The sequence below is a fragment of the Paenisporosarcina cavernae genome (assembly GCF_003595195.1).
GTDB classification, from domain to species: Bacteria; Bacillota; Bacilli; order Bacillales_A; family Planococcaceae; genus Paenisporosarcina; species Paenisporosarcina cavernae.
Map to the genome: position 1 here is coordinate 2,346,148 of NZ_CP032418.1, position 23,233 is coordinate 2,369,380.

General features: G+C 39.3%; 24 protein-coding genes and 1 tRNA gene. 5 read left to right on the forward strand and 20 right to left on the reverse strand.

Annotation, left to right across the window (positions count from 1 at the left end; genetic code table 11):
* Positions 1–9 precede the first annotated feature (9 nt).
* Both D3873_RS12180 and D3873_RS12185 read right to left on the reverse strand, forming a co-directional pair.
* Complete coding sequence (locus D3873_RS12180) at positions 10–987, reverse strand: aminoglycoside phosphotransferase family protein (RefSeq protein WP_119884267.1); 978 nt, start codon at positions 985–987, stop codon at positions 10–12.
* A gap of 18 nt (positions 988–1,005) precedes the next feature.
* Positions 1,006–1,632 (reverse strand): HAD family hydrolase, encoded by a 627-nt coding sequence (locus D3873_RS12185; protein ID WP_119884268.1) that lies wholly within the window; start codon positions 1,630–1,632, stop codon positions 1,006–1,008.
* 136 nt (positions 1,633–1,768) lie between these two features.
* Here D3873_RS12185 and D3873_RS12190 point away from each other — a divergent pair, with 136 nt between their 5' ends.
* Complete coding sequence (locus D3873_RS12190) at positions 1,769–2,662, forward strand: S16 family serine protease (protein WP_162920205.1); 894 nt, start codon at positions 1,769–1,771, stop codon at positions 2,660–2,662.
* An 87-nt stretch (positions 2,663–2,749) separates the two neighbouring features.
* Here D3873_RS12190 and D3873_RS12195 read toward each other — a convergent pair whose 3' ends face one another.
* The gene (locus tag D3873_RS12195; protein ID WP_238473790.1) at positions 2,750–3,439 is read right to left on the reverse strand and encodes a YetF domain-containing protein; all 690 of its coding nucleotides are present in this window, start codon (positions 3,437–3,439) and stop codon (positions 2,750–2,752) included.
* Between the two features lie 267 nt (positions 3,440–3,706).
* Here D3873_RS12195 and D3873_RS12200 point away from each other — a divergent pair, with 267 nt between their 5' ends.
* Positions 3,707–4,234 carry a GNAT family N-acetyltransferase gene (locus D3873_RS12200; RefSeq protein ID WP_119884270.1) on the forward strand — a complete coding sequence of 176 codons (528 nt, stop codon included), beginning with the start codon at positions 3,707–3,709 and terminating at the stop codon, positions 4,232–4,234.
* A gap of 485 nt (positions 4,235–4,719) precedes the next feature.
* On the opposite strand, the gene D3873_RS12205 is transcribed toward D3873_RS12200, so the two are convergent.
* The 5 genes from D3873_RS12205 to D3873_RS12225 form a co-directional block, all read right to left on the reverse strand.
* Positions 4,720–5,223 (reverse strand): DinB family protein, encoded by a 504-nt coding sequence (locus D3873_RS12205; protein WP_119884271.1) that lies wholly within the window; start codon positions 5,221–5,223, stop codon positions 4,720–4,722.
* A 70-nt stretch (positions 5,224–5,293) separates the two neighbouring features.
* Positions 5,294–5,659: a YciI family protein gene (locus D3873_RS12210; protein WP_119884272.1), complete on the reverse strand. Its 366-nt coding sequence runs from the start codon at positions 5,657–5,659 to the stop codon at positions 5,294–5,296.
* Between the two features lie 125 nt (positions 5,660–5,784).
* A complete protein-coding gene (locus D3873_RS12215) occupies positions 5,785–6,294 on the reverse strand; it encodes an AAA family ATPase (protein WP_119884273.1) in 510 nt (169 codons plus the stop codon).
* Positions 6,295–6,452: 158 nt separating this feature from the next.
* Positions 6,453–6,875, reverse strand: a complete 423-nt coding sequence (locus D3873_RS12220; RefSeq protein ID WP_119884274.1) for a pyridoxamine 5'-phosphate oxidase family protein — start codon at positions 6,873–6,875, stop codon at positions 6,453–6,455.
* A gap of 129 nt (positions 6,876–7,004) precedes the next feature.
* Complete coding sequence (locus D3873_RS12225; RefSeq protein WP_119884559.1) at positions 7,005–7,574, reverse strand: YdhK family protein; 570 nt, start codon at positions 7,572–7,574, stop codon at positions 7,005–7,007.
* Between the two features lie 712 nt (positions 7,575–8,286).
* On the opposite strand from D3873_RS12225, the gene D3873_RS12230 reads away from it, so the two are divergent.
* Positions 8,287–9,387, forward strand: a complete 1,101-nt coding sequence (locus D3873_RS12230) for a DUF4362 domain-containing protein (RefSeq protein ID WP_119884275.1) — start codon at positions 8,287–8,289, stop codon at positions 9,385–9,387.
* 72 nt (positions 9,388–9,459) lie between these two features.
* Here D3873_RS12230 and glmS read toward each other — a convergent pair whose 3' ends face one another.
* From glmS to D3873_RS12280, 10 genes are all read right to left on the reverse strand, one after another.
* Entirely contained in the window at positions 9,460–11,262 is a 1,803-nt protein-coding gene (gene glmS, locus D3873_RS12235) for a glutamine--fructose-6-phosphate transaminase (isomerizing) (protein WP_119884276.1), read from the reverse strand.
* Positions 11,263–11,948: 686 nt separating this feature from the next.
* Positions 11,949–13,301, reverse strand: coding sequence for a phosphoglucosamine mutase (gene glmM, locus D3873_RS12240; protein ID WP_119884277.1), 1,353 nt, complete (start codon positions 13,299–13,301; stop codon positions 11,949–11,951).
* Positions 13,302–13,352: 51 nt separating this feature from the next.
* A complete protein-coding gene (locus tag D3873_RS12245; protein WP_119884278.1) occupies positions 13,353–14,336 on the reverse strand; it encodes a CdaR family protein in 984 nt (327 codons plus the stop codon).
* Positions 14,329–15,165, reverse strand: coding sequence for a diadenylate cyclase CdaA (cdaA, locus tag D3873_RS12250; protein ID WP_119884279.1), 837 nt, complete (start codon positions 15,163–15,165; stop codon positions 14,329–14,331). Before cdaA ends, D3873_RS12245 begins: the two co-directional genes overlap by 8 nt.
* Positions 15,166–15,266: 101 nt before the next feature.
* Positions 15,267–15,890 (reverse strand): anti-sigma factor family protein, encoded by a 624-nt coding sequence (locus D3873_RS12255; protein WP_119884280.1) that lies wholly within the window; start codon positions 15,888–15,890, stop codon positions 15,267–15,269.
* A 12-nt stretch (positions 15,891–15,902) separates the two neighbouring features.
* On the reverse strand, positions 15,903–16,466 hold the full coding sequence (gene sigW, locus D3873_RS12260; protein ID WP_119884281.1) for an RNA polymerase sigma factor SigW: 564 nt from the start codon (positions 16,464–16,466) through the stop codon (positions 15,903–15,905).
* A 380-nt stretch (positions 16,467–16,846) separates the two neighbouring features.
* On the reverse strand, positions 16,847–17,752 hold the full coding sequence (gene rocF, locus D3873_RS12265) for an arginase (protein WP_119884282.1): 906 nt from the start codon (positions 17,750–17,752) through the stop codon (positions 16,847–16,849).
* 69 nt (positions 17,753–17,821) lie between these two features.
* On the reverse strand, positions 17,822–18,403 hold the full coding sequence (locus D3873_RS12270; RefSeq protein ID WP_119884283.1) for a GNAT family N-acetyltransferase: 582 nt from the start codon (positions 18,401–18,403) through the stop codon (positions 17,822–17,824).
* A gap of 33 nt (positions 18,404–18,436) precedes the next feature.
* Positions 18,437–18,874, reverse strand: a complete 438-nt coding sequence (locus D3873_RS12275) for a YybH family protein (protein WP_119884284.1) — start codon at positions 18,872–18,874, stop codon at positions 18,437–18,439.
* Between the two features lie 284 nt (positions 18,875–19,158).
* The gene (locus D3873_RS12280) at positions 19,159–20,145 is read right to left on the reverse strand and encodes a potassium channel family protein (RefSeq protein ID WP_119884285.1); all 987 of its coding nucleotides are present in this window, start codon (positions 20,143–20,145) and stop codon (positions 19,159–19,161) included.
* A gap of 389 nt (positions 20,146–20,534) precedes the next feature.
* On the opposite strand from D3873_RS12280, the gene D3873_RS12285 reads away from it, so the two are divergent.
* Positions 20,535–20,732, forward strand: coding sequence for a hypothetical protein (locus D3873_RS12285; RefSeq protein WP_119884286.1), 198 nt, complete (start codon positions 20,535–20,537; stop codon positions 20,730–20,732).
* A 304-nt stretch (positions 20,733–21,036) separates the two neighbouring features.
* Here the strand turns inward: D3873_RS12285 and D3873_RS12290 are convergent, their stop codons facing one another.
* Complete coding sequence (locus D3873_RS12290; RefSeq protein ID WP_119884287.1) at positions 21,037–22,107, reverse strand: citrate/2-methylcitrate synthase; 1,071 nt, start codon at positions 22,105–22,107, stop codon at positions 21,037–21,039.
* Between the two features lie 104 nt (positions 22,108–22,211).
* On the opposite strand from D3873_RS12290, the gene D3873_RS12295 reads away from it, so the two are divergent.
* Positions 22,212–23,093: a LysR family transcriptional regulator gene (locus D3873_RS12295; RefSeq protein WP_119884288.1), complete on the forward strand. Its 882-nt coding sequence runs from the start codon at positions 22,212–22,214 to the stop codon at positions 23,091–23,093.
* Between the two features lie 62 nt (positions 23,094–23,155).
* Here the strand turns inward: D3873_RS12295 and D3873_RS12300 are convergent.
* Positions 23,156–23,228 (reverse strand) — tRNA-Ala (locus tag D3873_RS12300).
* Positions 23,229–23,233 lie beyond the last annotated feature (5 nt).

Below are 23,233 nucleotides of genomic sequence, written 5' to 3' on the forward strand. Positions count from 1 at the left end.
GATTGCGTGTTAACTAAATACTTTTAGTGCAACCTCTACTTCTCTCCAAGGTTCAAACTGTCTAGTCAGGAAATAATACGCTTGTTCACGATCTTCTAACGAACCTTCTTGCTCGAGAATTTGCATAGTATCCACCGCAATATCCGCCAAAATCCGTTCATTTCGGTAATAGGTGAGCGCGCTTATGTTTACTTCTGTCTGTCCATACCCTTGATAGAAAGCTTCGCTATTTTCATTTCGAAAACGATGCCCTCCCCCGATGAACATTAGATCGCGTTCCTTTGGGGCAAGAATAGGAGTATCCCAATCCACGAGAAACAAATTTCCTTCGGTTGAAACAACAATATTTCCAGGATGTAAATCAGAATGACATAAGACGAACTCATGATCTTGTCTAACCAATCGTTCACTTGCACGTTCTGTGTTCTCTACTAACTGCAAGATATATCGTCGATGTTCGCGCCAAAAAACGGCTAAGCGTGCTGCTAGTTTGTTTACAAACTGCTCAGTCATGAAGCAATCATCATATTTTTTTACAATCTCTACATTCCTTGAACGAAAATCTTCTTTCGGAAGTAATTCCACTAAAACGTCTGGAAGTTGGACCGATTGAATTCTTCGCAATACTTCTCCGAGTTCCGTCCACTGAGAATCGGACAACTCGATCTCATATGCATCCTTACTTTCAATGAATGGAAAGAGATAATACGACACATCTTCTTTCCTCACGCCTACTTCACCATTCCGCGTTTGAAGTGGAGCTATCACATGTTCTATTCCTTGTGAATGAAGTGCAGCTAACACGAGAGTTCCGACGTTTTGTTCTTCCCCAATACGCGCTTTGAGAAAGTAACTGGTCTCATTTCGGTCTATAATCTCGTATACTTTTGAATTAGGATCACTTCCAATAGATAATTCCTTTATTTTTTCAATGGAAAGAGCATAATTATCTTCCAAGATTCTCTTTATATTATCTAATGTTGTCATTTAATTGAACCCCCATTCCTATATGTAGTCGATCTTCGTGAGTAACTCTTCCACCGACTCTATTTTCATGTCATAGCCATCCACTTTCCCAAATCCATACGCCGCGTAGACAAACGGTATACCCGCAAATTCTGCCGATCTTCGGTCTCCATCGGTATCACCAATATAGATAGGTGCAGAGAGATTATTTCTCTCCATCACGAGTTGAATATTTTCTCCTTTTGACAATCCTGTCCTCCCTGGGTTTTCGAAGTCTTGAAAGTATGGATCCAGCTTGTGATACGCATAAAACGCTTCAATATAACCGTCATTACAATTGCTGACGATAAATAATGGATACTTCTTTGAAAGCTCCTTTAAAACTTTTTCTACATTCGGATAAAGGTTCCCGCCAATCTTCTCAATTTCGGCATGCTCTGATTCACAGCACGCATTGATTAGCGTCGCGCGTTCTTTCTCCTCCATATCGGGGAATAAAATGCCACTAAACTCATGTAACTGCATTCCCATAATGCCTTCGAAATCTTTTCTCGTTAACGGAGATTTACTAGCATCGTAAGCAAGAATTTGTTTATTCCAAGCAGCTAAAACGGTATTAATTGGATCCCACAGTGTACCATCTAAATCGAATATAATACTGTCCATTTGTATCGCTCCTTTGTGTATGTACTACGTACGAAATTCTAGCCAAATAAGTTCCATCTTTTCGATAGAATTTGAAATATATTCCAATATGTATGGTACGATGAAAACAAGTTTAAGCTGGAGGCTAATTGTTGCGATGAATAAATCGAAAGTTGTTTCTATCACACTTCCAATTCTATACTATCTCCTTTTTCTTATCTCGTATTTGCAAGAAGCCATTACAGAGTTACTATTCGTTTTCTTTTTGTTGGTTGGAATAGTGATACTTGGAATTTGGCTAACTATTTTATTGCTCAAGAAACGGAAGAAGCCCGGTAAAAGGAAAAATATTGCTATTGCAACAAGCATCCTAACGGTTTTGTTTTGTTATGAATTTGTTTTACTCGGGTACGCTTCTGTTACGCATATAGCGTATCGATATGTTCAGCCTGATGAAGCATTAGCTGGCTCATCCATTTATTCCATTGGGGTTGGTGAGATGGAGATACGGAACGTCGAAAGTATGCAGGCAGCGAAGGAATTGTTGCTTCAAGAACGTGTAAAAGTACTCTCTATAATAGAAGTAACGAACAGAATGATCTATGGGGTTAAAAACAGACAATTGCTCACATGGCTCCATCTTCGGAAAGGAAATTTAACAGAAGATACTAGAAAAAATGTGACGCGCTACTTAGGTAAAGAAGACCCATGGCTCAAAAATTTTCTAGATCGTCCAAAGATAGATGCCTATAGTGCGGGGTTAAGTTTAGCTTTAAATGGGCGTGTTAAAGAAGGAGATTTTGAAAATCATGTCCCTATAGCTGTGACTGGAGCGGTTAATGAAAATGGGACCGTTTTAACAATTGGAAACATAAAAGAAAAAATTCAAATTATCGAAAAAACGGGGATTCCTTATTTCATTGTACCGAGTGAAAATGCGAAAGAGGCAGCGACTATAAAAAAAGAACTTCACGCAAACGTCGAAATTTATGATGTGACGACTGTAGAAGAGGCAATCCAGGTGATTAACCGTCTCAATGAAACGCGTTAATGAGGGTACTTTTATAGGGTAATATTGAATAATTCCGGAGTGATTACAGCTCATTATCTACGCTCTAGTCTGAATATGCTCAAGCGATTAAGCTTGTTGAATGATTAACTCACCATTTGGTTGTAATTCCGCATAAATAATGGTTTCAATCGTCGATACATTTTCTTTCATTAACTCATTGGTTAGCCACTCTTGACTTAACCCAAGTTCTTTCAAATTTTGATAAATAATCTTACCATCCACAATTATTTCCGTTGGAAGAAAATTTGGCGATGGCTTGTTCAACTGAAAATCGCTGGTCACGACCGACTGAAACTCGGGCTTTTTCAAGATACTTAACGCACCATTTGGCTCTAAAATCGCATAATCCACTTCTGAAATGGAAAATACATCTTTTTGACGCATCATCATCGTTAAGTCGTCAACGTTAATCATTGTTCGAACTAACGCCTTTCGATCAATCTTCCCTTTTTTCACAACAATTGTTGGCTGACCGTCCAGAATCACACGTAACTTTCCTGACTTCATGCTAATAAATCCAACTAACGACGCCAATGCACACCATAGAACAAGGGCTGTTAGCTCTTTTAAAAAATCGTTCGAACTCAACAACACCATGTTTGCTGAAAGAGATCCAATAGTGATTCCTGTTATATAATTGAAAAAAGTTAAATGACTCAGTTGCTTTTTCCCTAAGAACCTTGTCATCATTAACAATACAAAAAAAGTAATGATCGTTTCCATAATCAATTGAAAATAACTCACATTATCACCCACCACATTCACCTCCTGCTTATTTTTCCAAGAAGAGGTGAATTAATACGGAAGTTTGAGTATAATGATTTCAATTTCTAGATTTGAATTAAATTTGGATATTTTTAAAAGAGTTTGAGTAACAATTTTCCATCTATCACTTATCAAGGTTTAGGTAGCGTATTAAATATTTATGTTAGTGTAATAGAAAGTTTGTGAAAAAAGTACATAAAATATCTTAACGGTTTTGTGGGAAAACTCGATTTTGTTAGGATTGCGGAGGGAACACAATTGGAATTTTCAAATGACAGAATATTGTTAAGAGAAATGACTAAGAGTGACTGGTTTGACGTACATAAATACGCATCACAAGATTTAGTATCCCAATATCAACCTTGGGGACCAAATACCGAAGAAGACTCCATCAATTTTGTAAATCAAGTCATAAGAGATGCTCGTCAAGTACCAAGGAAAAGATTTGTATTTGCGATGATATATAAAGAGAATATGATTGGTGCTGGAGAGTTTAAGATAAGAGATTTTAGAAACAAAGCTGGAGAAATCGCATATATTGTGAATCCAGATTACTGGGGTAAAGGTTTTGCAACAGAAGTTGCAACTCTTCTAATTGAGTTTGGATTTGACGTGCTTAAACTTCATCGGATATATGCAACTTGTGACCCAAGAAACATAGCTTCGACAAAAGTACTGGAGAAGGTAGGTATGGTTAAAGAAGGCCAAATTCGTGAAGATTTGATGATAAAAGACGGATGGCGAGATTCACTAATGTACAGTATCTTAGAACACGAGTGGAGATAGTATTAATTCAAATTTTATTAAATTATAGGATGAATGAGTCGATTCTTCTCAACACCAAGTAACCAAAACTTTTACATACATTGATGTAACCAAGCAAACCCTATCATGTGTTTAAAATTTACTCACATAATAGGGTTGGTTATACAAAAAAATTACGGTATTACTAAATATAATTCAACCTATTTTAATGGTAACACCTTAGATACAATGCATGTAATGAAGGTTTTTGGTATTTTAAGAATGTCCATTGATTGTAATGCGGATACAATTACTTTCCTATAAACCACATAAATTTATTAAACAAATAACACTACCTATTTACTGACTTAGGTAGACTACTCGCTATTCTATTGTCCTTACCCTTACTATTTTCTGAATTACTCTACTTGGTAATTTCTAATACATCACTTTTAATGAATAGGCATTTCGAGTGGAAGAAAGCACACGTTAGAAAGAAAAATTTCTCTGACATTACTTACATTACTCTAAATTTGGTTCCATTTTATCTTTTGGTCCATCGCATCTATCTGACGAAGATGATGACGAAAATGCATATCGATTAACTCGAACCATTCACGCGCATTTAACCAGCCGAAACCGCCGTGTTGAAGCTTCAACCTCGGGTTCGTTTTACGAATGTTCACTTCCGCAGCATTCATACTGTTAGCTAAATCATCTAATCGCGTCAGGAGAGCATCTTTATTCTCAGAATTTTTAGGTGCTGCGTTCATCTCTTTAGGCAGCTTAATCTTAATCGGCGGAAATCCACCATTCGTAAACAACTTGTCACCAAACTCAGTTTTTCCTTCGCTTTGCTCATTACTTTCATTTAAGCAATCAATTGCACTCTCTAGATATTCTTCTGCCACTGCGATACAGTGATCTATAACTTGACTAATAGACCACTGTTCCTTCGATGGACTATAGACGAGTTGCGTTACTGAATGACGATGGATGATTTTCTTATACGTTTCGATTATATTTGTCATACTTCTTCCCACCTTTTAATGATTCACTTTTAAGGTCAGTGATTGAAATCAATTTCTTTCAAAGGCTACGTTAAAATTCCTGGAAGAAATGGATAGGGTGAATCTCAATTCTCCATTCAAACTCTACTCCCTTTTCCACCTGGACAGTGGGGTGTAAGGAAGCGATTTTAATTGCCTCTTCCATATCCTGTGCCTCAATCATAAAAACACTTCCGATAGCCTCATTAGTTTGCTGAACCTCTTGAATGACAATTTGGCCATTCTTGCGAGAAAGTGATTTTACCTCTTTTTCTAGACCCACATCTAAGAGTACTTTCCCGCTTTGAAAAAATGTCTCCAATTGTACGGCGCATTCATTCATCACTTCTTCAATCTCCGCTTCTGGACGTGCATCCATTTTCTCCGGATTCAAATAACCCATACATATAAATTTCATGATGTTCCTCCTTGATAGAATGTGTCTTCTAACTGTTCAATGGCATCACTAATATAGTTGATCTTTGGGATAAAAACCTCTATTTTACAGAAAAAATCTTTCTCTTGTTAAAGAGTGATCGTATATTATGTTTGTTGTCTATCATTTTTTTCGCAATGAAAGAGTATGTCATCAACGACTTGCTCAATTGACTTAGTACCATCGATGAGCACCCCGTTTTTCGGAATGTCTTCTTTCGTTTCGTGGAGTCGCAAAATAAGATCACGTTCCGATTTCTTTGCGCCCCACTCATTTTGTGGTCGTTCATCCAGTCGCTGTTGTAAAGTACCCCTGTCGATATCGAGAACAAACACACCATCAAATAACTCGATAAACTTCGAAAAGTTCCTCGAACCTCCACAGAAAAATGTTATCTCTTCATCACTGTTAGCTACGCAAGCTTTTACTTTATCTAAATCCCAAATATGATTCTCGTGTGTTCCGCTATTTGTCGGTTCTCCCGTTTCTGGATCACCTTGATATGCCAATTCCCTATCCCCATGAATCGCGTGATAACCTCTACTCTGCAATTCATTGCAAACCGTTGTCTTGCCTGTACAAGAAACGCCTTCTATTAGATAATTTCTTTTTCCCATCGCTGACCCCTTCATTCAATCGATAATTTTGTGACTGATCTATCTATCATTATTCGACACTTCCCTCTCTCTGACCTTTAATATCCAAAAAAAGCCATCTAGATTTCTCTAGATGGCACGTGAATTTATTCTTTTTATTCACATTAAAATGCGTTCATTTACAGCTCCAAGACTTGCGGTTCTTTCTCTTCACTGTTCATTAATCTAATTAAACTTGGTTTGATTTCAAGAAGCACATAGTTAGGATCATTTGGACCTTCAAAATAATGGGACATTTGCTCTGACCAAAATTTTTCCTTTAACTCTTTATCATCTTGAATTGTAGAAGTACCTTCTATTTCGAGATATGGATCTCCATATCCCTCCCCTTCATATCCTACTAATGCATGGATATTCGGGTTCTCTTCAATCTCTTCTGCCTTGTGCGTTTCGATACTTGTCGGTGTATAAAATGTTAACTCATCATGAAAAAATGTCATGTATCTTGAATGTGGCTTGTTTTGTTTGACCGTAGCAAGTACACCAGTCTGTCTTCTTTCTAATACCTCTAGAATTTTTTTCTTCATCTGTTCTTTATCCAATCTTCCCACTCCTTTTCCTATACTCTCTATTAACTCTACCTTTCAGTATGGGAAATAAAACATCCTAGTATGCTTTGCAAGCGGGCAACTTGGCTATAGACAGTCGTTTTAGTCTGTCCGTATTTATAATTACTGTTTCGTTAATTCATCTTCCGTTACCCATTTATGATTTTTAACTTTATCTCCAGTAGTCGTCATTTCAAAATCAACCATATATACCGTCGTTTCTTCAGCAGAATCGATTGTTGCGATCGCACCATCCATACCTTTCATATGGTCCGCCTTTACTTTTACTTCATCACCAGTTTTGTACGGCTCATCCGTAGCATCTTGAATCTCCTCGTGAATAATCCATTTATGATTCTCTACTCGTTGTCCACCATTAGTTGGATCATAAGAAATACTATAAGCAACAGTTTCAAACGCCCCAACAATTGTAGCCTTTGCATCTTTCATCCCTTCCATGTGATCTGCCGTAATAATGGCAGTATCTCCTACTTCGAATGTTGGATTTTCTGACGCTTCTAATCCTGTAGGTACTTCTCCAGAACCTGACATTTCCATTTCAGAATGGTCCATCTCGTTATCCATTTTTTTCATTTCGCCCATATTCTCATGAGAATCCATATCGTCACTTGCTCCACATGCCGCAAGCCCAGTTATCGCCGTCATTGTTAATGCACTAATAAACATTTTCATTTTTTTACTCAAAGTTCTTCCTCCTTTTCTGCTCTTATCTGTACTATACCCATTAAGTGTGCAGAATTAGTGCAAAACCGCACTTTAATTTTGCAATAAACAACAAATATTGAATTAGCAGTATGAAGTGAGGATTTACGATAAAATGATATTTTTAGAATAAAAAATGCCACCTAAATCATTGTGTATCGGTTATTCGTTTCTTCCCAAAATTTCCCCAACCCTTTTCCTCTCTCCCTTTTTCTCACTCTTTTATTCCCCTTGGCTTTACTTCCATCTGCATTCTTTCTATTTTTTACCACAAAAAATTCGAGACAGCGTACGAACAATGCCGTTTAGTTAAAGAAAAAAGGTTTTTTGGGAACTGGTGTTGAAAGTTAATATATGTAAATCCATTTAATATTCAATGAGTGATAATTGGGTTTTTGAAACATTGATAAATCAACTTTCGGCTGTGATTACCCTAGTTTTTGAGGTTCATTTCCTATAATCAATTAAGTAAATAAATACTTTGCTTGGTTCAGTCATGTAATGGGAATTGTTGTCTCATTACTTTCACAGAATACAACTGTGTACTGATTTTTATTTTGTGAGGGTGGAGTAGTGGATGTAATGTCAAGAAGGAGATGCTACAGTGGCTCTATTTTGATTTTACAGAGCTGTTATGAATAAAAATAGCGGAAAATTCTATAAAGATGGATGTGATAATTCGATGTTAAAAATAAAGTACATCGTATATCTTTTTGTACTAGCCTGCCTTCTAGTAGCTTGTAATACCTCTAATGGTTCTGATGAGATGCAAGAGAGAGTAAAACCTTCAGTAAAGGGGGTAAGTGACGTTGATGTCATTAATACGCATGGCGGAGTTGAAGGTGTTAAAAATATGCAGGTCTTTTTTGAAAACACTCAAAAAGGGATAGCTTCTGATTTGCGGATTGTCCATTATACGATTGAAGGAGATCCAATGGTCACGGATTTAAGTTATAACGGGGATACAATTGAAGTGGAGCACGATACCACTAGAGATACTTATGGAAGTGGTCAAGTCACTACAATCACTTGCGGCAAACTATTGGTTGAATCAAACCCGACTAATATAGCATATATTGTAACCGACTGTAAGGGGTTGCCTTATGGGATGGAGAGTGTTTTACAAATAGACTATAACATGAATCAGCAAGACTTATTTGAAATTGAATTGAAGTATGGTATTGAGCTTGAGAACGAAATAAATACTGTAAGTAAAACGATGAAAAAAGTTATCAGTACTCAAGAAACTCAAAGTACAAAGGATTTTGAGTTACCCGAAAGCGTTATGCAAGAGGTTTATAAAGAATTGGTACTGATGAATTATTTAGGTGAAAAAGATTTGCAAGCTAAATGTACTGAGGAAGATGCAAAGAACTATCAACTAAAGGTTCATATAAATGGTGGTCAACGTGAATTCAAATGGACTTCTTGTGATCAAAGTTATGATGGTGAGAAATTGACGGAGATTGCAGAGTACGTAATAGAACAATCTGAAATAGAACAGAATGAAATGCCAGAAGTTACGGTCCAAGGCTATGTCCTTGAAATTAAAGACAATATGCTTCTTATTGTTGAAGATGTAAACATGGTTGAATTTGAATGGCTTAAAGAAGAATTACCCCAAAATGATATGAATACTTGGATTTTTGATTTCACTAATTTAGAAGGAGTTACAACTGAGGAATATGAAATTGGTGATAAAGTCCAAGCAACGATTCAGGGGGATATCATTGGCTCTAAACCAGGGAAAGCGGTTGTGAAGGAAATTAAGAAAATAAATTAATTCTAACTTGAGATGCAAATAAATATAGACAAAAAATGCCACCTAGATTTATCTCTAGATGGCATTTACTATTTACTCTACAGTTACTGATTTTGCTAAGTTTCTTGGTTTGTCTACGTCACAGTCTCTGTGTAGAGCTGCATAGTAGCTGATTAATTGTAAAGGTATTACTGACACGAGTGGTGTCAACAATGGATGAACTGGTGGGATCACTAATGTGTCTCCCTCTTCTTCCATACCTTCCATTGAAATGATGGATGGTTTCGCACCACGAGCAACTACTTCTTTTACGTTTCCACGAATGTTCAACGCGACTGCTTTTTGCGTCGCAAGTGCGAACACTGGCGTACCGTCTTCGATTAACGCGATTGTACCGTGTTTTAATTCCCCACCAGCAAACCCTTCTGCTTGGATGTAGGAGATTTCTTTTAGTTTCAATGCTCCTTCTAAACTTACGTAGAAGTCGACATTACGTCCGATGAAGAACGCATTACGAGTTGTAGCTAAGAAGTCTTTCGCAATTGCTTCCATTTCATCTTTAGAGTCAACCATCGCTTGAATCGCATTGGCGACAATTCCTAGTTCATGTACTAAGTCAAAATCGATTGTTTTTCCAGCTTGTTTCGCTGCAACAGTAGCCGCAACTGCAAGCACGGCAATTTGCGCTACATATGCTTTTGTCGATGCAACGGCAATTTCTGGACCCGCATGTAGTAACAACGTGTGGTCAGCTTCACGAGAAAGAGTCGATCCTTGTACGTTTGTAATTGTCAGTGTTGGATGTCCAAGCTCTTTGATTTTCACTAACACTTGACGCGAATCTGCAGTCTCACCAGATTGCGTAATGAAAATGAATAACGGTTTTTCTGACAGAAGTGGCATGTTATAGCCAAATTCACTTGAAATGTGCACTTCTACAGGTTTTCCTGTTAATTTCTCAAAATAGCCTTTTCCGACTAATCCAGCGTGGTAGCTCGTTCCAGCAGCAATAATATATAAACGATCTGCAGCATTGATAGCATCCACGATGTTCGAATCGATCGTTAACTCACCTGCATCATTTTGATACGCTTGAATGATTTTACGCATAACAGCAGGTTGCTCATCAATCTCTTTTAACATGTAGTGAGGATATGTTCCTTTTTCAATATCGCTCATATCAAGTTCCGCCACATATGAATCACGTGCTACTGTTTTACCGTCTAGCGTTTGAATTTCGACTGATTCCTTTTTTACGATGACCATTTCTTGGTCATGCAATTCTACATAGCGATCCGTTACTTGTAGCATCGCCATTGCATCCGATGCGACCACATTGAAATCATCGCCAAGTCCAACTAACAGTGGGCTTTTGTTTTTTGCCACATAAATAGTTTGCGCTTCTTCTGCATCTAATAAGGCAATCGCATACGACCCATGAAGTAGACCTAATGTTTTACGGAATGCTTCTGCCGTTGTCATCCCGTCATTCACGAATTTCTCGATTAACTGCACAATTACTTCTGTGTCTGTGTCAGACTTCATTTCCACGCCTGGTAAATATTCTTTTTGCAATAAATGATAGTTTTCGATAACGCCATTATGCACTAACGTAAAACGGCCACTTGTACTTTGGTGTGGATGCGCATTTACTTGGTTTGGCACACCGTGTGTTGCCCAACGAGTGTGTCCAATTCCAGTTTTGCCTTCAACGCCTGTATCTACTGCAGAACGAAGATCCGCAATACGACCTTTTTCTTTAAATACCGTAATTCCCGCTTCATTGCGCACAGCAATACCAGCCGAGTCATATCCACGATACTCTAGCTTCTCTAACCCTTTTAATAAAATCTCTTTTGCATCAATTTCCCCAATATATCCTACGATACCGCACATATGTGTAAATCCTCCATTTATAAAAATTCAAATAAGCGTCCTGCATTCGCGTGCAGACGCTTTTTACTGTACCCACTATTTCCTTTCCATCCGAAATCACTTCCGGGCTTTAAGAAATAACATGACGACCGGGTATCGCGGCCGGGAGGCATCCGCCGAAACTTCGATAAACCTCCACCTCGTCTGCTAAAGATCATTTCCGTCCGATTTCTTTAGCTCTGGCGCTTCAACTGTTTTCCGATTTGACGCAAACTTTCCTCCTCCTGCGACTACTAGGAAATCATTCCATCTGCAGCATGTTCATCATACTGAATATAGCAGTTAACGTCAATAATGTACTATTACCTATTCCTGGCACGGCGAAACCTTCTCAACGTTATACAGGTGCAGATTTTAAGAACACGAACCAATCCTTTATTGGAAATAAAATCAGCATCACCGATTCACAGTAAAATTCGTTCCGCCTCCACTACATCTATTCTCAAATCGTTCTCAAACACTGTAGCCAAACTAATTACCTTCTCGAGTTATTTGACCTAAATTCGAGTTAACATACCAATCATGAACGTTATGTTACGCATATCCACGTTAATTTACCTATCGCTCTACTTATTCTACGCAACGCACTCCACTCTTCCATCTCTACAAAAAAACCCGACCATTCGCATGGCCGAGTCTCACCTATATTATTCGTTTAGTCCCATTTCATCACGCACAACTTGTGCAATGCGTTCTACATAGTTTTCACATGCTTCTGCTGTTGGTGCTTCCACCATTACGCGAACAAGTGGTTCTGTTCCAGAAGGGCGTACTAAAACACGTCCATCCCCGTCCATTTCCTTCTCCACTTCCGCAATCACGGCAGCGACTTTTTCGTTGTCCGTTACGGCATGTTTATCTGTCACGCGGATATTCACAAGTTTTTGAGGGAAAATAGTCATCTCAGCTGCAAGCTCGGATAATTTCTTCCCTGTCATTTTCATGATATTGACTAATTGAAGCCCAGTCAGCAATCCGTCACCAGTTGTGTTGTAATCGAGGAAAATAATGTGTCCTGATTGCTCTCCACCAAGGTTATATCCATTCTTCTTCATCTCTTCGACGACATATCGATCGCCTACTGCTGTTTTAACGCTTGTCATACCATGTTCTTCCAGTGCTTTATAGAAGCCCATGTTGCTCATGACAGTAGAAACAACCGCGTCATTGTTTAAACGACCTTCATTTTTTAAGTGCTTTGCACAAATATACATGATTTGGTCGCCGTCTACGATGTTTCCTTTTTCATCTACTGCGATTAAGCGGTCTCCATCGCCGTCGAACGCTAATCCAACGTCCGCGCCTTTTTCAACCACTAGCTCTGCTAATTTTTCTGGATGAGTGGAACCGACACCCGCATTAATATTCAAGCCATTTGGAGAAGCACCCATTGTGGAAAGGTCGGCATCTAAATCGGCAAACAAATGTGTCGCGATCGAGGAAGTTGCTCCGTGTGCACAGTCTAATGCCACATGAATGCCAACGAAGTCTTCATCCACTGATTGCTTCAAATAGCTAATATATTTTTGGCCGCCTTCAAAGTAGTCTGTAATTGTTCCTAGATCTCCTCCGATTGGACGAGGAATCTCAGATCCGTCTCCATCTAACAGAGCTTCCATTTCCGCTTCTTGTTCATCGGTTAGCTTAAAGCCATCCGAGCCAAAGAATTTAATGCCGTTATCTGCTACAGGATTATGCGATGCAGATATCATAACACCAGCTTCCGCGCTCATCACACGTGTTAAATACGAGACACCTGGTGTACTAATGACACCTAGGCGCATAACTTCTACTCCGACTGATAATAAACCAGCTGTAAGTGCACCTTCTAGCATATGACCTGAGATACGTGTATCACGACCAACTAGTACTTTCGAGCGCTCCGCAGAGCCTTTTGTTAGAACATATCCTCCAACACGACCTAATTGAAACGCTAATTCAGGTGTTAGCTCACTATTCGCAACGCCACGAACACCATCTGTACCAAAATATTTACCCATGTATACTATTCTCTCCTTCAAATCTGAAACAATGCCACTTGGCTTGTTTAATTAATCCGTCACCGGTTCGTTTAATCTGCTCATCGCAGTTTCATCTTGTTTTGTTATATTCGCTTCGATCTCAATTTTTTCTGGATCGATTTTTGTCACACCATCTGGCAAGGTGACCTTTCCTTCCACCGTGGAGCTTTCATTCAACTTGGAAACGTCCACAGATACTGGAAGTGAATCGAGTGCATCGATAATTCCCTTATTACCATATACGCGAACCGAAGCCGTTTTAAGTCGCAATGAGTTAATCGTTACGCCATCGGGTGGAGTTCCTTGTTCTTGCAAATCGAGTGGAAGTGTTTTACTGTATTGCTCTATCGTCACTTTCACCGTGACTGTAGCGGGCTCCATTGATACAGAAAGCTTATTTAAATCACGATCTAATACGCGCACGTCCGCTTCTTTTGTGAAGGATTCTTTCACTCCTTGGTCAGCTGCTACCGATGCCTTTACAAATGAAATGCTATCAATCACGCTTTTAGCTCCAGTCACGGAAATACGTTCCGTTTCTGACTCAATACCAGTAATCACATAATTCTCCGCCAACAAGCGTTCGTTCATCTCTGGCTCCACACGGAACTCTTTCGTCACTCTTTCTTCAATATTGACAGTGACAACACCCGGGTCGATCTTCACATCCATCTCACCCGAAATATTCTCGTGCTGAATCGTGACTTGATGTTCCCCCATCGTCATATTACGCAAATCGACGAAAACGGTGAAATCACGTAAATTACGAATTGATTGTACTTGCGCAGGTGGTCCTTCTATACGTAAATCCACCGCTTTTGGAACTCCTGTTACGACAAAGTTGTCATCATCATAATAGACTTCCACAGGCACATCTCGGATCACATCCGATTGTGTTCCTCTATTCGCTAAATCCGTTGCATTTTGATCTGCCTTAATGGTGAGGAATAATAGAAGGGCTAAGAGTAGCGCCGTTATTCGCAAAAACCAAGGGCTATCCATCCACTTATCCATTCTTTTTCCCCCTCCACGTCCAAATAGAGCTTGGTGTCGTTTCCGGTTCAGGTCCAAACCACATTTTGCGAAGTCTTGCTTCAAATTCTTCCATCGATAGATTTCGGTGTAAATCACCATTTGCCGTTAAACTGACGGCACCTGTTTCTTCTGATACAACAATTGTAATCGCATCCGTCACTTCACTTAAACCAAGAGCTGCCCGATGACGAGTTCCGAGCTCTTTTGAAATAAAAGGACTCTCGGACAATGGCAAATAACACGCTGCTGCTGCAATTTTGCTTTTTTGCATAACAACTGCACCATCATGTAGAGGGGTGTTTGGGATAAAAATATTAATTAATAATTCCGAGGTAATATCTGAATTCATCGGGATCCCAGTCTCGACATATTCACTTAATCCAGTTTCTCGTTCAATTGAAATAAGTGCGCCGATCCGACGTTTTGCCATATACGAAATCGATTTCGTCATCGCTTCGATTAAGCGATTTTGTTCTTCTGCCTCTTGCATATTCGTCCGAGCAAATAATTTACCGCGACCAATTTGCTCTAGTGCCCTTCTCAATTCAGGCTGGAAGATAATGATAATCGCAAGAAAACCCCAATCGATAATCTTTTGCATCATCCATCCGAGCGTATCAAATCCTAAAACATCCGTGAGAATCCTTGCAATAATAATCACGAATATCCCTTTTAGCAGTTGAACTGCTTTCGTTCCCCGAATGAGCGTTATGATTTTATAAATTACAAACCATACAAGTAACATGTCGAGCAGATTGACAAGCACGCTTACTGGCGTCGTCCCCACAAATTCTTCTAAAAACGCCACGTAGCTTCCCCTCCGTTCTTCGATTGCACATAGTCATTTGGATTAAGTATAGCATAATCCCATGAAAAAACTCGCTTAAGGAGCTAAGCGAGTTACCATTTTTAGAACGTTTTTTCGATCCAGTCTCCTGTATCCGTAAACCCGTCTTTTAGTTTGTACCATAACCATTCAAATGCCTGATTCACTTCCGTCGATTGTCCAGTGATTGCACCCGTAGAAGCCATGTATTCATTGCCATTTACAACAGTGACATCTCCTTCTACATGTCCTTCAATCCGAACGTCTCCGTTTCGAACGAGTAAGTCCCCTGGAATCGTTTCACCTTCAGGAACAATCACTGTATGACCATCCACTTGAAGGTTGTCGTATTTCGTGAAAGCAAACTGCTTTTCATTCTCAAAATTCGTAAAAAATGCACCACTCATAAAGAAAAGGAAAATGGCCGCTGCTGCTATCACCGGGTGTGCTCGCATCCAACGTCTCCAACTAACCGTTTTGTGTTCTTTTGGCAATCTCGCTGTAACTCCGTTGACGAAACCTACTGGCGCAGTCACATGCGACACTCCTTGAACGAGTGCGACAACTTTACTTAACTCTTGAAAGTGATTCGCACAGCTTGCACAATCCTGCATATGTGTTTTTAACACGCTCTCATGGGACGGATGGATGTCTCCATCTAAGTATTCGTGCATATATTCAACTATTTCCTTTGGGCACGAATTCATAGCGTTCCCCTCCTACATCGAACTCAATTGCTTGCGGAGCGCTTCCCTTCCTCGATGAATCCTCGTTTTGACCGTACCAAGCGGCATGTCAAGAATATCACTAATCTCTTGGAGAGGGAGGTCTTCCATATATTTCAACACAATCACTGCACGGTATTTTTCCGGCAAGCGACTGATTTCATACTGCACACGCTCTTGCATTTCCATTTTCACGACTTCATCTTCCGGTCGTTCATCCGAAGCTGCGAGCTGCGAGTACATATCTAAACCATCAGTTCCTGGGACAGTTGCATCTAAATAATAATCTGGTTTCTTCTTACGTATACGGTCAATACACAAATTGGTTCCAATTCGGTACAACCACGTCGAAAATTTGCGATTCGTATCAAACGTATGAATATTCGTATAGGCCCGTACGAATGCCTCTTGCGCCATATCTTCCGCTTCTTGCTTGTTGCCTAACATACGATAGCATACACGGTATAGCTTATCTTGGTAAAGCTCGACGATTTCCGCAAATGCTGTCTGATCGCCTTTTAATACTTCCTGTATTCGTTTGTTGATCAATGCATCCATCCGAAATTTACCCCCGCTCAAGCGGCTGTCTTCTATATACGGTCTACCGTATCGACAGGTTTCACTTTTTTTAAAATTTTTTCTCTCTGCTTTAATTATATCAAACACTATAGTGAAATACTTACAAATTTCGGCATATTCCGATTTATTTGGGAATGAAATAAGCAGCGATTTTTACGAGATGCCTCATTTCTCCAAAGCGTACCTCTAGCCGCTCCAATCGCACCAATTTCCAGAAAATCGCACGTAACCCGGTACATCATCCCTAGAGTTCTATAGTACAACATCACTTTCATGATAAATTCAGTACAATTCAAAAAATTTCTCCGGTGAAACGAAAAAAACCTCTCTCGAAAATATACGAGAGAAGGTTCCCAATATTATAGTAATTTTTCGCCGAATAAGGATCCCATTAACGCGACCGCTACATCTGCTGTTTTGTTTTTCTCATCTAAAATCGGGTTTACTTCCACGAATTCAGCCGATGTAATCATGTTTGATGAATACAACATTTCCATCGCTAGATGACTTTCACGATAATTGATACCGCCTGGTACTGGTGTTCCAACTCCCGGCGTGTATAAAGGATCGATTCCGTCTAAATCTAGTGACAAATGTACACCATCTACACGGCGTTCCTTGAAGTAATTCATCGTTAATTCCATCACGGTTGTCATACCTAATTTATCTATTTCATGCATAGTGAACACTTTAATGCCTTTTTCTTTAATCAATTCACGCTCTCCTGGATCAACAGAGCGAGCTCCAATGATGACGACATTTTCAGGCTTAATCTTTGGTGCGAAATCGCGAATGTTTACTAGCTTTTCATGTCCTAGACCAATACTTACAGCTAGTGGCATCCCATGAATATTCCCAGATGGTGATGTATCCGCTGTATTTAAATCGGCATGCGCATCATACCAAATCACACCTAAATTTTGATAGCGATCTGCTAATCCAGATAATGTTCCGATTGCAATACTATGATCGCCACCCAATACTAAAGGAAATTTTCCATTTTCCATGACGTCATGCACTTTATTCCCAAGATTCGTACTCGCTCCGATGACTTCTTCCAAATTACGCAAATGCGTCATTTCTTTGTCTGTCGTTAAATCTTTCGGAATGATGATATCCCCTTCGTCTGTTACATCATAGCCTAGAGCCTCTAAACGTTCTACTACCCCTGCATAACGAATAGCGCTCGGCCCCATGTCTACACCACGACGATTTTGTCCAAGGTCCATCGGTACGCCAATAATCGAAATTTGTTTGTTATTCATGATTTTATACCTCCCCGATTCATTACATCTATTGTAAATCGGGAAATGAAATGGCTCAACTTCACACGATTACGTATAATTATTCAGTTTTTCTTCTAGCATCTGTTTTATCGAAATCCACTCCGCAGGCAAAATGGAATATAAATACGCATTCCGAATAACCCCATTAGCACGAATACGTTCGTTTCGGAGTAATCCTTCTTTTTTCGCGCCTATGCGTTCTATCGCTCGTTGAGAAGCGATGTTTTTTTCATCTGTCCGAAGCTGTACACGAATATAGTGCCGCTTTTCAAATGCTTCCGTTAACAACACCAATTTCGCAGCAGTATTTACATGTGTACGCCGAAACTGATCCCCATAAAACGTCGCTCCAATTTCACAGTTTTTGTTCTGTTCATCGATTAAATACATACGTGTAGAGCCAGCAAGTTGATTCGTCCAATGATCGTGGACTGCAAAAACAATCGAATCACCGCTTTCATTCATCGCACGAATTGTACCCATCAACCATATCTCAAATTCCTCATATGTTGTAACTGGATTCATCATAAATTGGAACGTTTCAGGTGTTGTGATCTCCCAAAGTTTAGGAAGATCGTTTTCCTCCAGTGGCCGAAGTGTTATATCATATCCAGTTAAAATGGGCAGCATCGCTCTTACTCCTTTAAATGAAATTCAGCCATACTATGTAGATTTCATCATACCTTTGAAAGTTTCTAAATCGATTGGCAACGACGAATGTTCGTGAACAATTTTCCATTCATTTTCGATTTTGCGAAAACCAAACGTAAAACGATTCGTCATCTCACGAAGTTTTGACCCATCTAACCTCTTATGGCCAGCAAATGTTACATTGCAACGAGCAAAAGCAACATCGGTTCCTTCATCTATTTTGCTATCTGTAAATGAAACTCTTAAGTCAACACCTTCATTTTCCAAATCGGAAAACCATGCAGTTACAGAGCTACGCCAATTTTCTTTCCCTTTACACTCCCAGCTTCCCCAACAGTCGAATAAATGAATGTCTTCATTATAATTTGTCAAAAACTGCTCCACATCCTGAGCTTCTGCTGCTGCTTTGTAATTCTCCAAAACTTCCTGTACCGTCGAAAAATTAGGCATGATTCATCCACCCCTCTAATACTATTAGCTACGATTCAACTTTTTATCAGTTTAGCTCAAATAGATACTAATTGACAGATAATTCTAACTTCACTCGAATTTTTACATATAACGGATTCTTATCAAAAAAATATGGCCAAAATCAACGAAATAAGAAGAGTCTAACTAGCTCCTTTCTGTGAAAATTAGTCTTTTCAAATGATCCGTCATTCGAAATAAGTAAGCTACTTAACTAAAAGACTTTCCTATCCACTTCAGATGCTGGAACTATTTATCTCCTTTTTTCATGGCCATTCTCTATCTTCTTCTTGAACTAACTGCAATAATTTTCTTCGATGGTCTTCAAGAGCCGCCACTTCCTCTTCAAAAGCTTCCAAAGAAACCACGGGCAAATGAGCAGTTTGAATTTCAACTAGATCAATACTTGGCGGTGAATCATCAGAAGCGTTTCCAACATTTTCTTCAAATGTATCTAAGTAGCTGACGATGCCCGAACGAACCTGCTGCAAAAGGAGTTGATTGGGCACACTCTCTTCTGGAATGCCAAATTGCCAGATGGTGACGGCATCATCTAATCGGGCTAGTGCTGGAGCTATCGCTTTTCTAGAATTCTCGCTATAGTAATATTGCAGAATCGGATAGGCCATTTTTTGATCAGCTAAACTGGACAATTGAGAGGCAAATGAATTCATAAGCAAATCTGCATTTCGAAAATCTTTTCTTTTCCAAGAGTTTTTGACTATTTCCACGCCACTTTCTCCCATAGCTGTTACGCTATCAGCAAAAGAGCGCTGTTGAGTTACAGAATTAATCACGGAAAGTATATACGTCACACTCATTGTAATCAATAGCATTCCAGTTCCGGAAGCAAGGATAGAAGCAATTTGCCACCCTCCTTCTTTGGGGGTGTATTCACCATTGCCCAATGTGATGATGGTGTAACCAGTGTAGTAAATTCTTTCTACCCACGAAATCGGCTGATTATCTGTAGTATCCGTAATCGAGGTTCCGCTTCCAGCATATACGAACGTCCAACCCATCCATATCAATAAAACCCATATAGTAATGGTCAGTGTAAGGATAAGCGGACCGGAAAGACTAAGAATAGTTGGAACTTTTTTGGTCAATCGCTTCAGAATCTTCCAGGTAATGGAAGCCATTCTTTTTGTAAGTGGACCAACTCCACCATCTACCCATAAGGTAGTCCATAAAAAATCCAGAATTCCCACTGCTAACAAGAAAATTCCTAATAATAAATAAAACAATTCCACTTCTGCTCCCTCATTTCTTCTTTACTACTACCCTACCCTTTCATTTTCAATTTAAAAGATTTTGGGCATAATAATTTCCTTTATAAGAGATTAGTGGATGATTAAAAGAATGACATATTATAAAAATCATTGAATTCCCTGAAAAAGTGGTCACATAAGAACATGATGATGAACGGTTCTAATTCAGCTATTCTTGATCCACTGTACGAAGTGATGATGAATGCACTATAATTTAAACGGCAATCCATCTGATAAGCTAAGGATAGACAAATTGAACAAAAATATTTGTTGGTACTAGTGGAAATGGCTTTAACGGAATTATCACAGCATCATTTGTAAAAAGTTCCTAGGATAAAATTAAAAAATAATTACGAAGAAAAGAGATAAAGATGAATAACCTCTTTCATTCCGAGTGGAAGTTAAGTGTATTAGCGATAGCTACAATGTTTACAACTTTTATAGGTGTACTAATCGTTCAACGCGAGCTAAATTTCACCTATGCGTTTGTGCATCTAGTTATTGTTCTTGTTGTTGTGCTTGGAAATGCGATGTACATTCTTTATAAGAGAAAGAAAGCGACGAGCTAGGCAACGAGAAATAGTAAGAATTTAAAATGACTTACTACCAGTAGCAGTTCTTTTTAAATTTTCTTAAAACAAACTTGGTCTTTAGCATCATCTTACTCCCATTTGCCTAGCCACCGTACTTATGAATCTCTACGCATTGCTTGGCAACGATTGTTTCGCTTCTCCAGCTTCCGTTGCTTCTTTGGCATTCTTCAAAACGTCTTTCACCGCCGAAACGTTGGTCTGTCCTCTATTTCTAATCCGTATGATTTGGCTTGTTATCAGTTTTGCTCAACCAGAAATTGATCGACGGACACTTCTGCTATCATTCAAACTTTCCAATATACGTCGATTCTGGACGAAAAATCACATTATCTTGTAACTGTTCTATACCGTGTGAAGTCCACCCTACCATTCTCGCTACACTAAAAGTTGGGGTAAACAATTCCGGAGGAAGGTTCGTTGAACGCATAATTGCCGCGGCATAAAATTCCACATTCGTATACAATTTCCTACCTGGTTTGTGCTGTTCTAACAAATCGATGATGACCTTTTCCGCTTGCGTCGCTAACTTTAACCACATATCCTCCGACGTTAAACGCATACACGTATCACGAAGAATAATGGATCGAGGATCTTCTGTTTTATAGATCCGATGTCCAAATCCCATAATCTTTTCACCTTGTTGGAGCTTCTGTTCAATCACTTGTTCAATTGATCCTTGTTCGGAAATTTCATCAAGTAACGCCAATACTCCAGAAGGTGCACCACCATGAAGTGGACCTTTCATTGTTCCAAGTGCCGAAACCACAGCAGATGGTAAATCGGACTCCGAAGATATTGTCACTCTCGCTGCAAACGTCGACGCATTTAAACCGTGCTCCATCGTCGCCACCATATAAGTTTCCAACGGTTCCACTTGTACTGCAGTTGGTTCATTCCCGTGAATCATGTTTAAATAATTCCAAACGAATCCTTGATCACGTTGAGGGAAGATGATGGTTTTGCCAAGGTGCATACGATAAATGGCCGCAACATATACTGCCGCTTTCGCCGTTAAAAATATCGCTTGTTCTGCGAGCGATTTTTTCAAAAAAGAAGATGTGGCTTGAATAGACATCATCGTCCGCAAACTGTCCATTATACTAATTGTTTTCGGTAATGAAAGAAGAAATGCTCTCTCCTCTTCAGACCATTCCATCGATTCACGAAGTATGGACTTCACTCTATCTACCTCTGAACCCCATAAATAAGCAGCAACTGATTCAAACGTAGCGCCTTCTTTTAATACGTCTTGAAGTAACCTCCCTCTATAACGAAGTTCCCCTTTTTCCCCATCAACAGAAGCAATCGCTGTTTCTACTGCCACAACACCTTTTAATCCTTTTACAAACATGTTAATCCCTCCTAATTGTTTCTAGTGTAGATTCTTTCTATCATTATGAAAATAAATCATTTATAATCATTTTAATAACTGTTATTAATCAAAAGGAGTTTGCTATGGAAAAACAGTGGATTGAAACGTTCCATCATGCAGCGAAAACATTAAATTTTCGCGAAACCGCAGAGAAGCTCTATATTTCTCAACCTGCTGTTTCTGTACATATTAAATTACTTGAAAAAGAGCTAGGTGTTGCTCTCTTTCACCGAGCCAATCGATCCGTCTCTTTAACCGACGCAGGTCGTTTATTCCAAGAAGAAGCAACCAGAATACTTCAACAAATCGAGCTATCTACAAACCGTTTACACGCCTTTAAACAAGGCTACTTACATAAACGAACTATTGTCATTTCCCCATTATTAGCAGAAACAATCTTTCCAATTGTTTTGCAACGATTTCTCTCTGCTCATCCGGATGTTGACGTCACCATACGAGTAGAAGAGTCGCGTCATATTGAACAATTAGTCGATACTGGAGAAGCCCATCTTGGAATTGGCGCGCTTCCGAGTATAAGAAAATCTGTTCAAACTCGCTTGTTATACCAAGAACCCGTTCTTCTAGTTGGTCCCGCAGATTCGTTAGGGATTGATGGAGATGCCTTTCATAGCCATATCGATCTCTTAGAACATCAAACATTACTCGTACATCATCATCCTGTATTTTGGAAACCTCTACTTCACCGTTTACATTCTACGTATCCGTATATTAAAACAATGAAAGTAACTCAATCTGCCATTGCGAAACGATTTATCCAAGAAGGTATCGGTATTTCCTTCTTTCCTCACTCTATCGTTCGAAGGGAATTGCTCGAAGGAAGGCTTATGGAAATTCCATGCCCACACATCGAACTGCCAACAGTAGAAACGTATTTATTAACCACAAAAAAAGACGAGCTCATAGAAGAACTCGTCGATAAACTTCAATCCTATTATTACGGCTAACACGACAGAATGATTTTTTCGCAACAAAAAAACGATCAGTGAAATCACTGATCGTCTTAGTATGGAGCCTAGCGGGATCGAACCGCTGACCTCCTGCGTGCAAGGCAGGCGCTCTCCCAGCTGAGCTAAGGCCCCGTAAA

What these genes read in the sequence shown, in the direction of transcription:
- D3873_RS12180 (WP_119884267.1), bottom strand. Translation starts at nt 987, where the DNA reads ATGACAACATTAGATAATATAAAGAGAATCTTGGAAGATAATTATGCT.
- D3873_RS12185 (WP_119884268.1), bottom strand. Translation starts at nt 1,632, where the DNA reads ATGGACAGTATTATATTCGATTTAGATGGTACACTGTGGGATCCAATT.
- D3873_RS12190 (WP_162920205.1), top strand. Translation starts at nt 1,769, where the DNA reads ATGAATAAATCGAAAGTTGTTTCTATCACACTTCCAATTCTATACTAT.
- D3873_RS12205 (WP_119884271.1), bottom strand. Translation starts at nt 5,223, where the DNA reads ATGACAAATATAATCGAAACGTATAAGAAAATCATCCATCGTCATTCA.
- D3873_RS12210 (WP_119884272.1), bottom strand. Translation starts at nt 5,659, where the DNA reads ATGAAATTTATATGTATGGGTTATTTGAATCCGGAGAAAATGGATGCA.
- D3873_RS12215 (WP_119884273.1), bottom strand. Translation starts at nt 6,294, where the DNA reads ATGGGAAAAAGAAATTATCTAATAGAAGGCGTTTCTTGTACAGGCAAG.
- D3873_RS12225 (WP_119884559.1), bottom strand. Translation starts at nt 7,574, where the DNA reads ATGAAAATGTTTATTAGTGCATTAACAATGACGGCGATAACTGGGCTT.
- D3873_RS12230 (WP_119884275.1), top strand. Translation starts at nt 8,287, where the DNA reads ATGTTAAAAATAAAGTACATCGTATATCTTTTTGTACTAGCCTGCCTT.
- glmS (WP_119884276.1), bottom strand. Translation starts at nt 11,262, where the DNA reads ATGTGCGGTATCGTAGGATATATTGGGGAAATTGATGCAAAAGAGATT.
- glmM (WP_119884277.1), bottom strand. Translation starts at nt 13,301, where the DNA reads ATGGGTAAATATTTTGGTACAGATGGTGTTCGTGGCGTTGCGAATAGT.
- D3873_RS12245 (WP_119884278.1), bottom strand. Translation starts at nt 14,336, where the DNA reads ATGGATAAGTGGATGGATAGCCCTTGGTTTTTGCGAATAACGGCGCTA.
- D3873_RS12255 (WP_119884280.1), bottom strand. Translation starts at nt 15,890, where the DNA reads ATGAATTCGTGCCCAAAGGAAATAGTTGAATATATGCACGAATACTTA.
- sigW (WP_119884281.1), bottom strand. Translation starts at nt 16,466, where the DNA reads ATGGATGCATTGATCAACAAACGAATACAGGAAGTATTAAAAGGCGAT.
- rocF (WP_119884282.1), bottom strand. Translation starts at nt 17,752, where the DNA reads ATGAATAACAAACAAATTTCGATTATTGGCGTACCGATGGACCTTGGA.
- D3873_RS12270 (WP_119884283.1), bottom strand. Translation starts at nt 18,403, where the DNA reads ATGCTGCCCATTTTAACTGGATATGATATAACACTTCGGCCACTGGAG.
- D3873_RS12275 (WP_119884284.1), bottom strand. Translation starts at nt 18,874, where the DNA reads ATGCCTAATTTTTCGACGGTACAGGAAGTTTTGGAGAATTACAAAGCA.
- D3873_RS12285 (WP_119884286.1), top strand. Translation starts at nt 20,535, where the DNA reads ATGAATAACCTCTTTCATTCCGAGTGGAAGTTAAGTGTATTAGCGATA.
- D3873_RS12290 (WP_119884287.1), bottom strand. Translation starts at nt 22,107, where the DNA reads ATGTTTGTAAAAGGATTAAAAGGTGTTGTGGCAGTAGAAACAGCGATT.
- D3873_RS12295 (WP_119884288.1), top strand. Translation starts at nt 22,212, where the DNA reads ATGGAAAAACAGTGGATTGAAACGTTCCATCATGCAGCGAAAACATTA.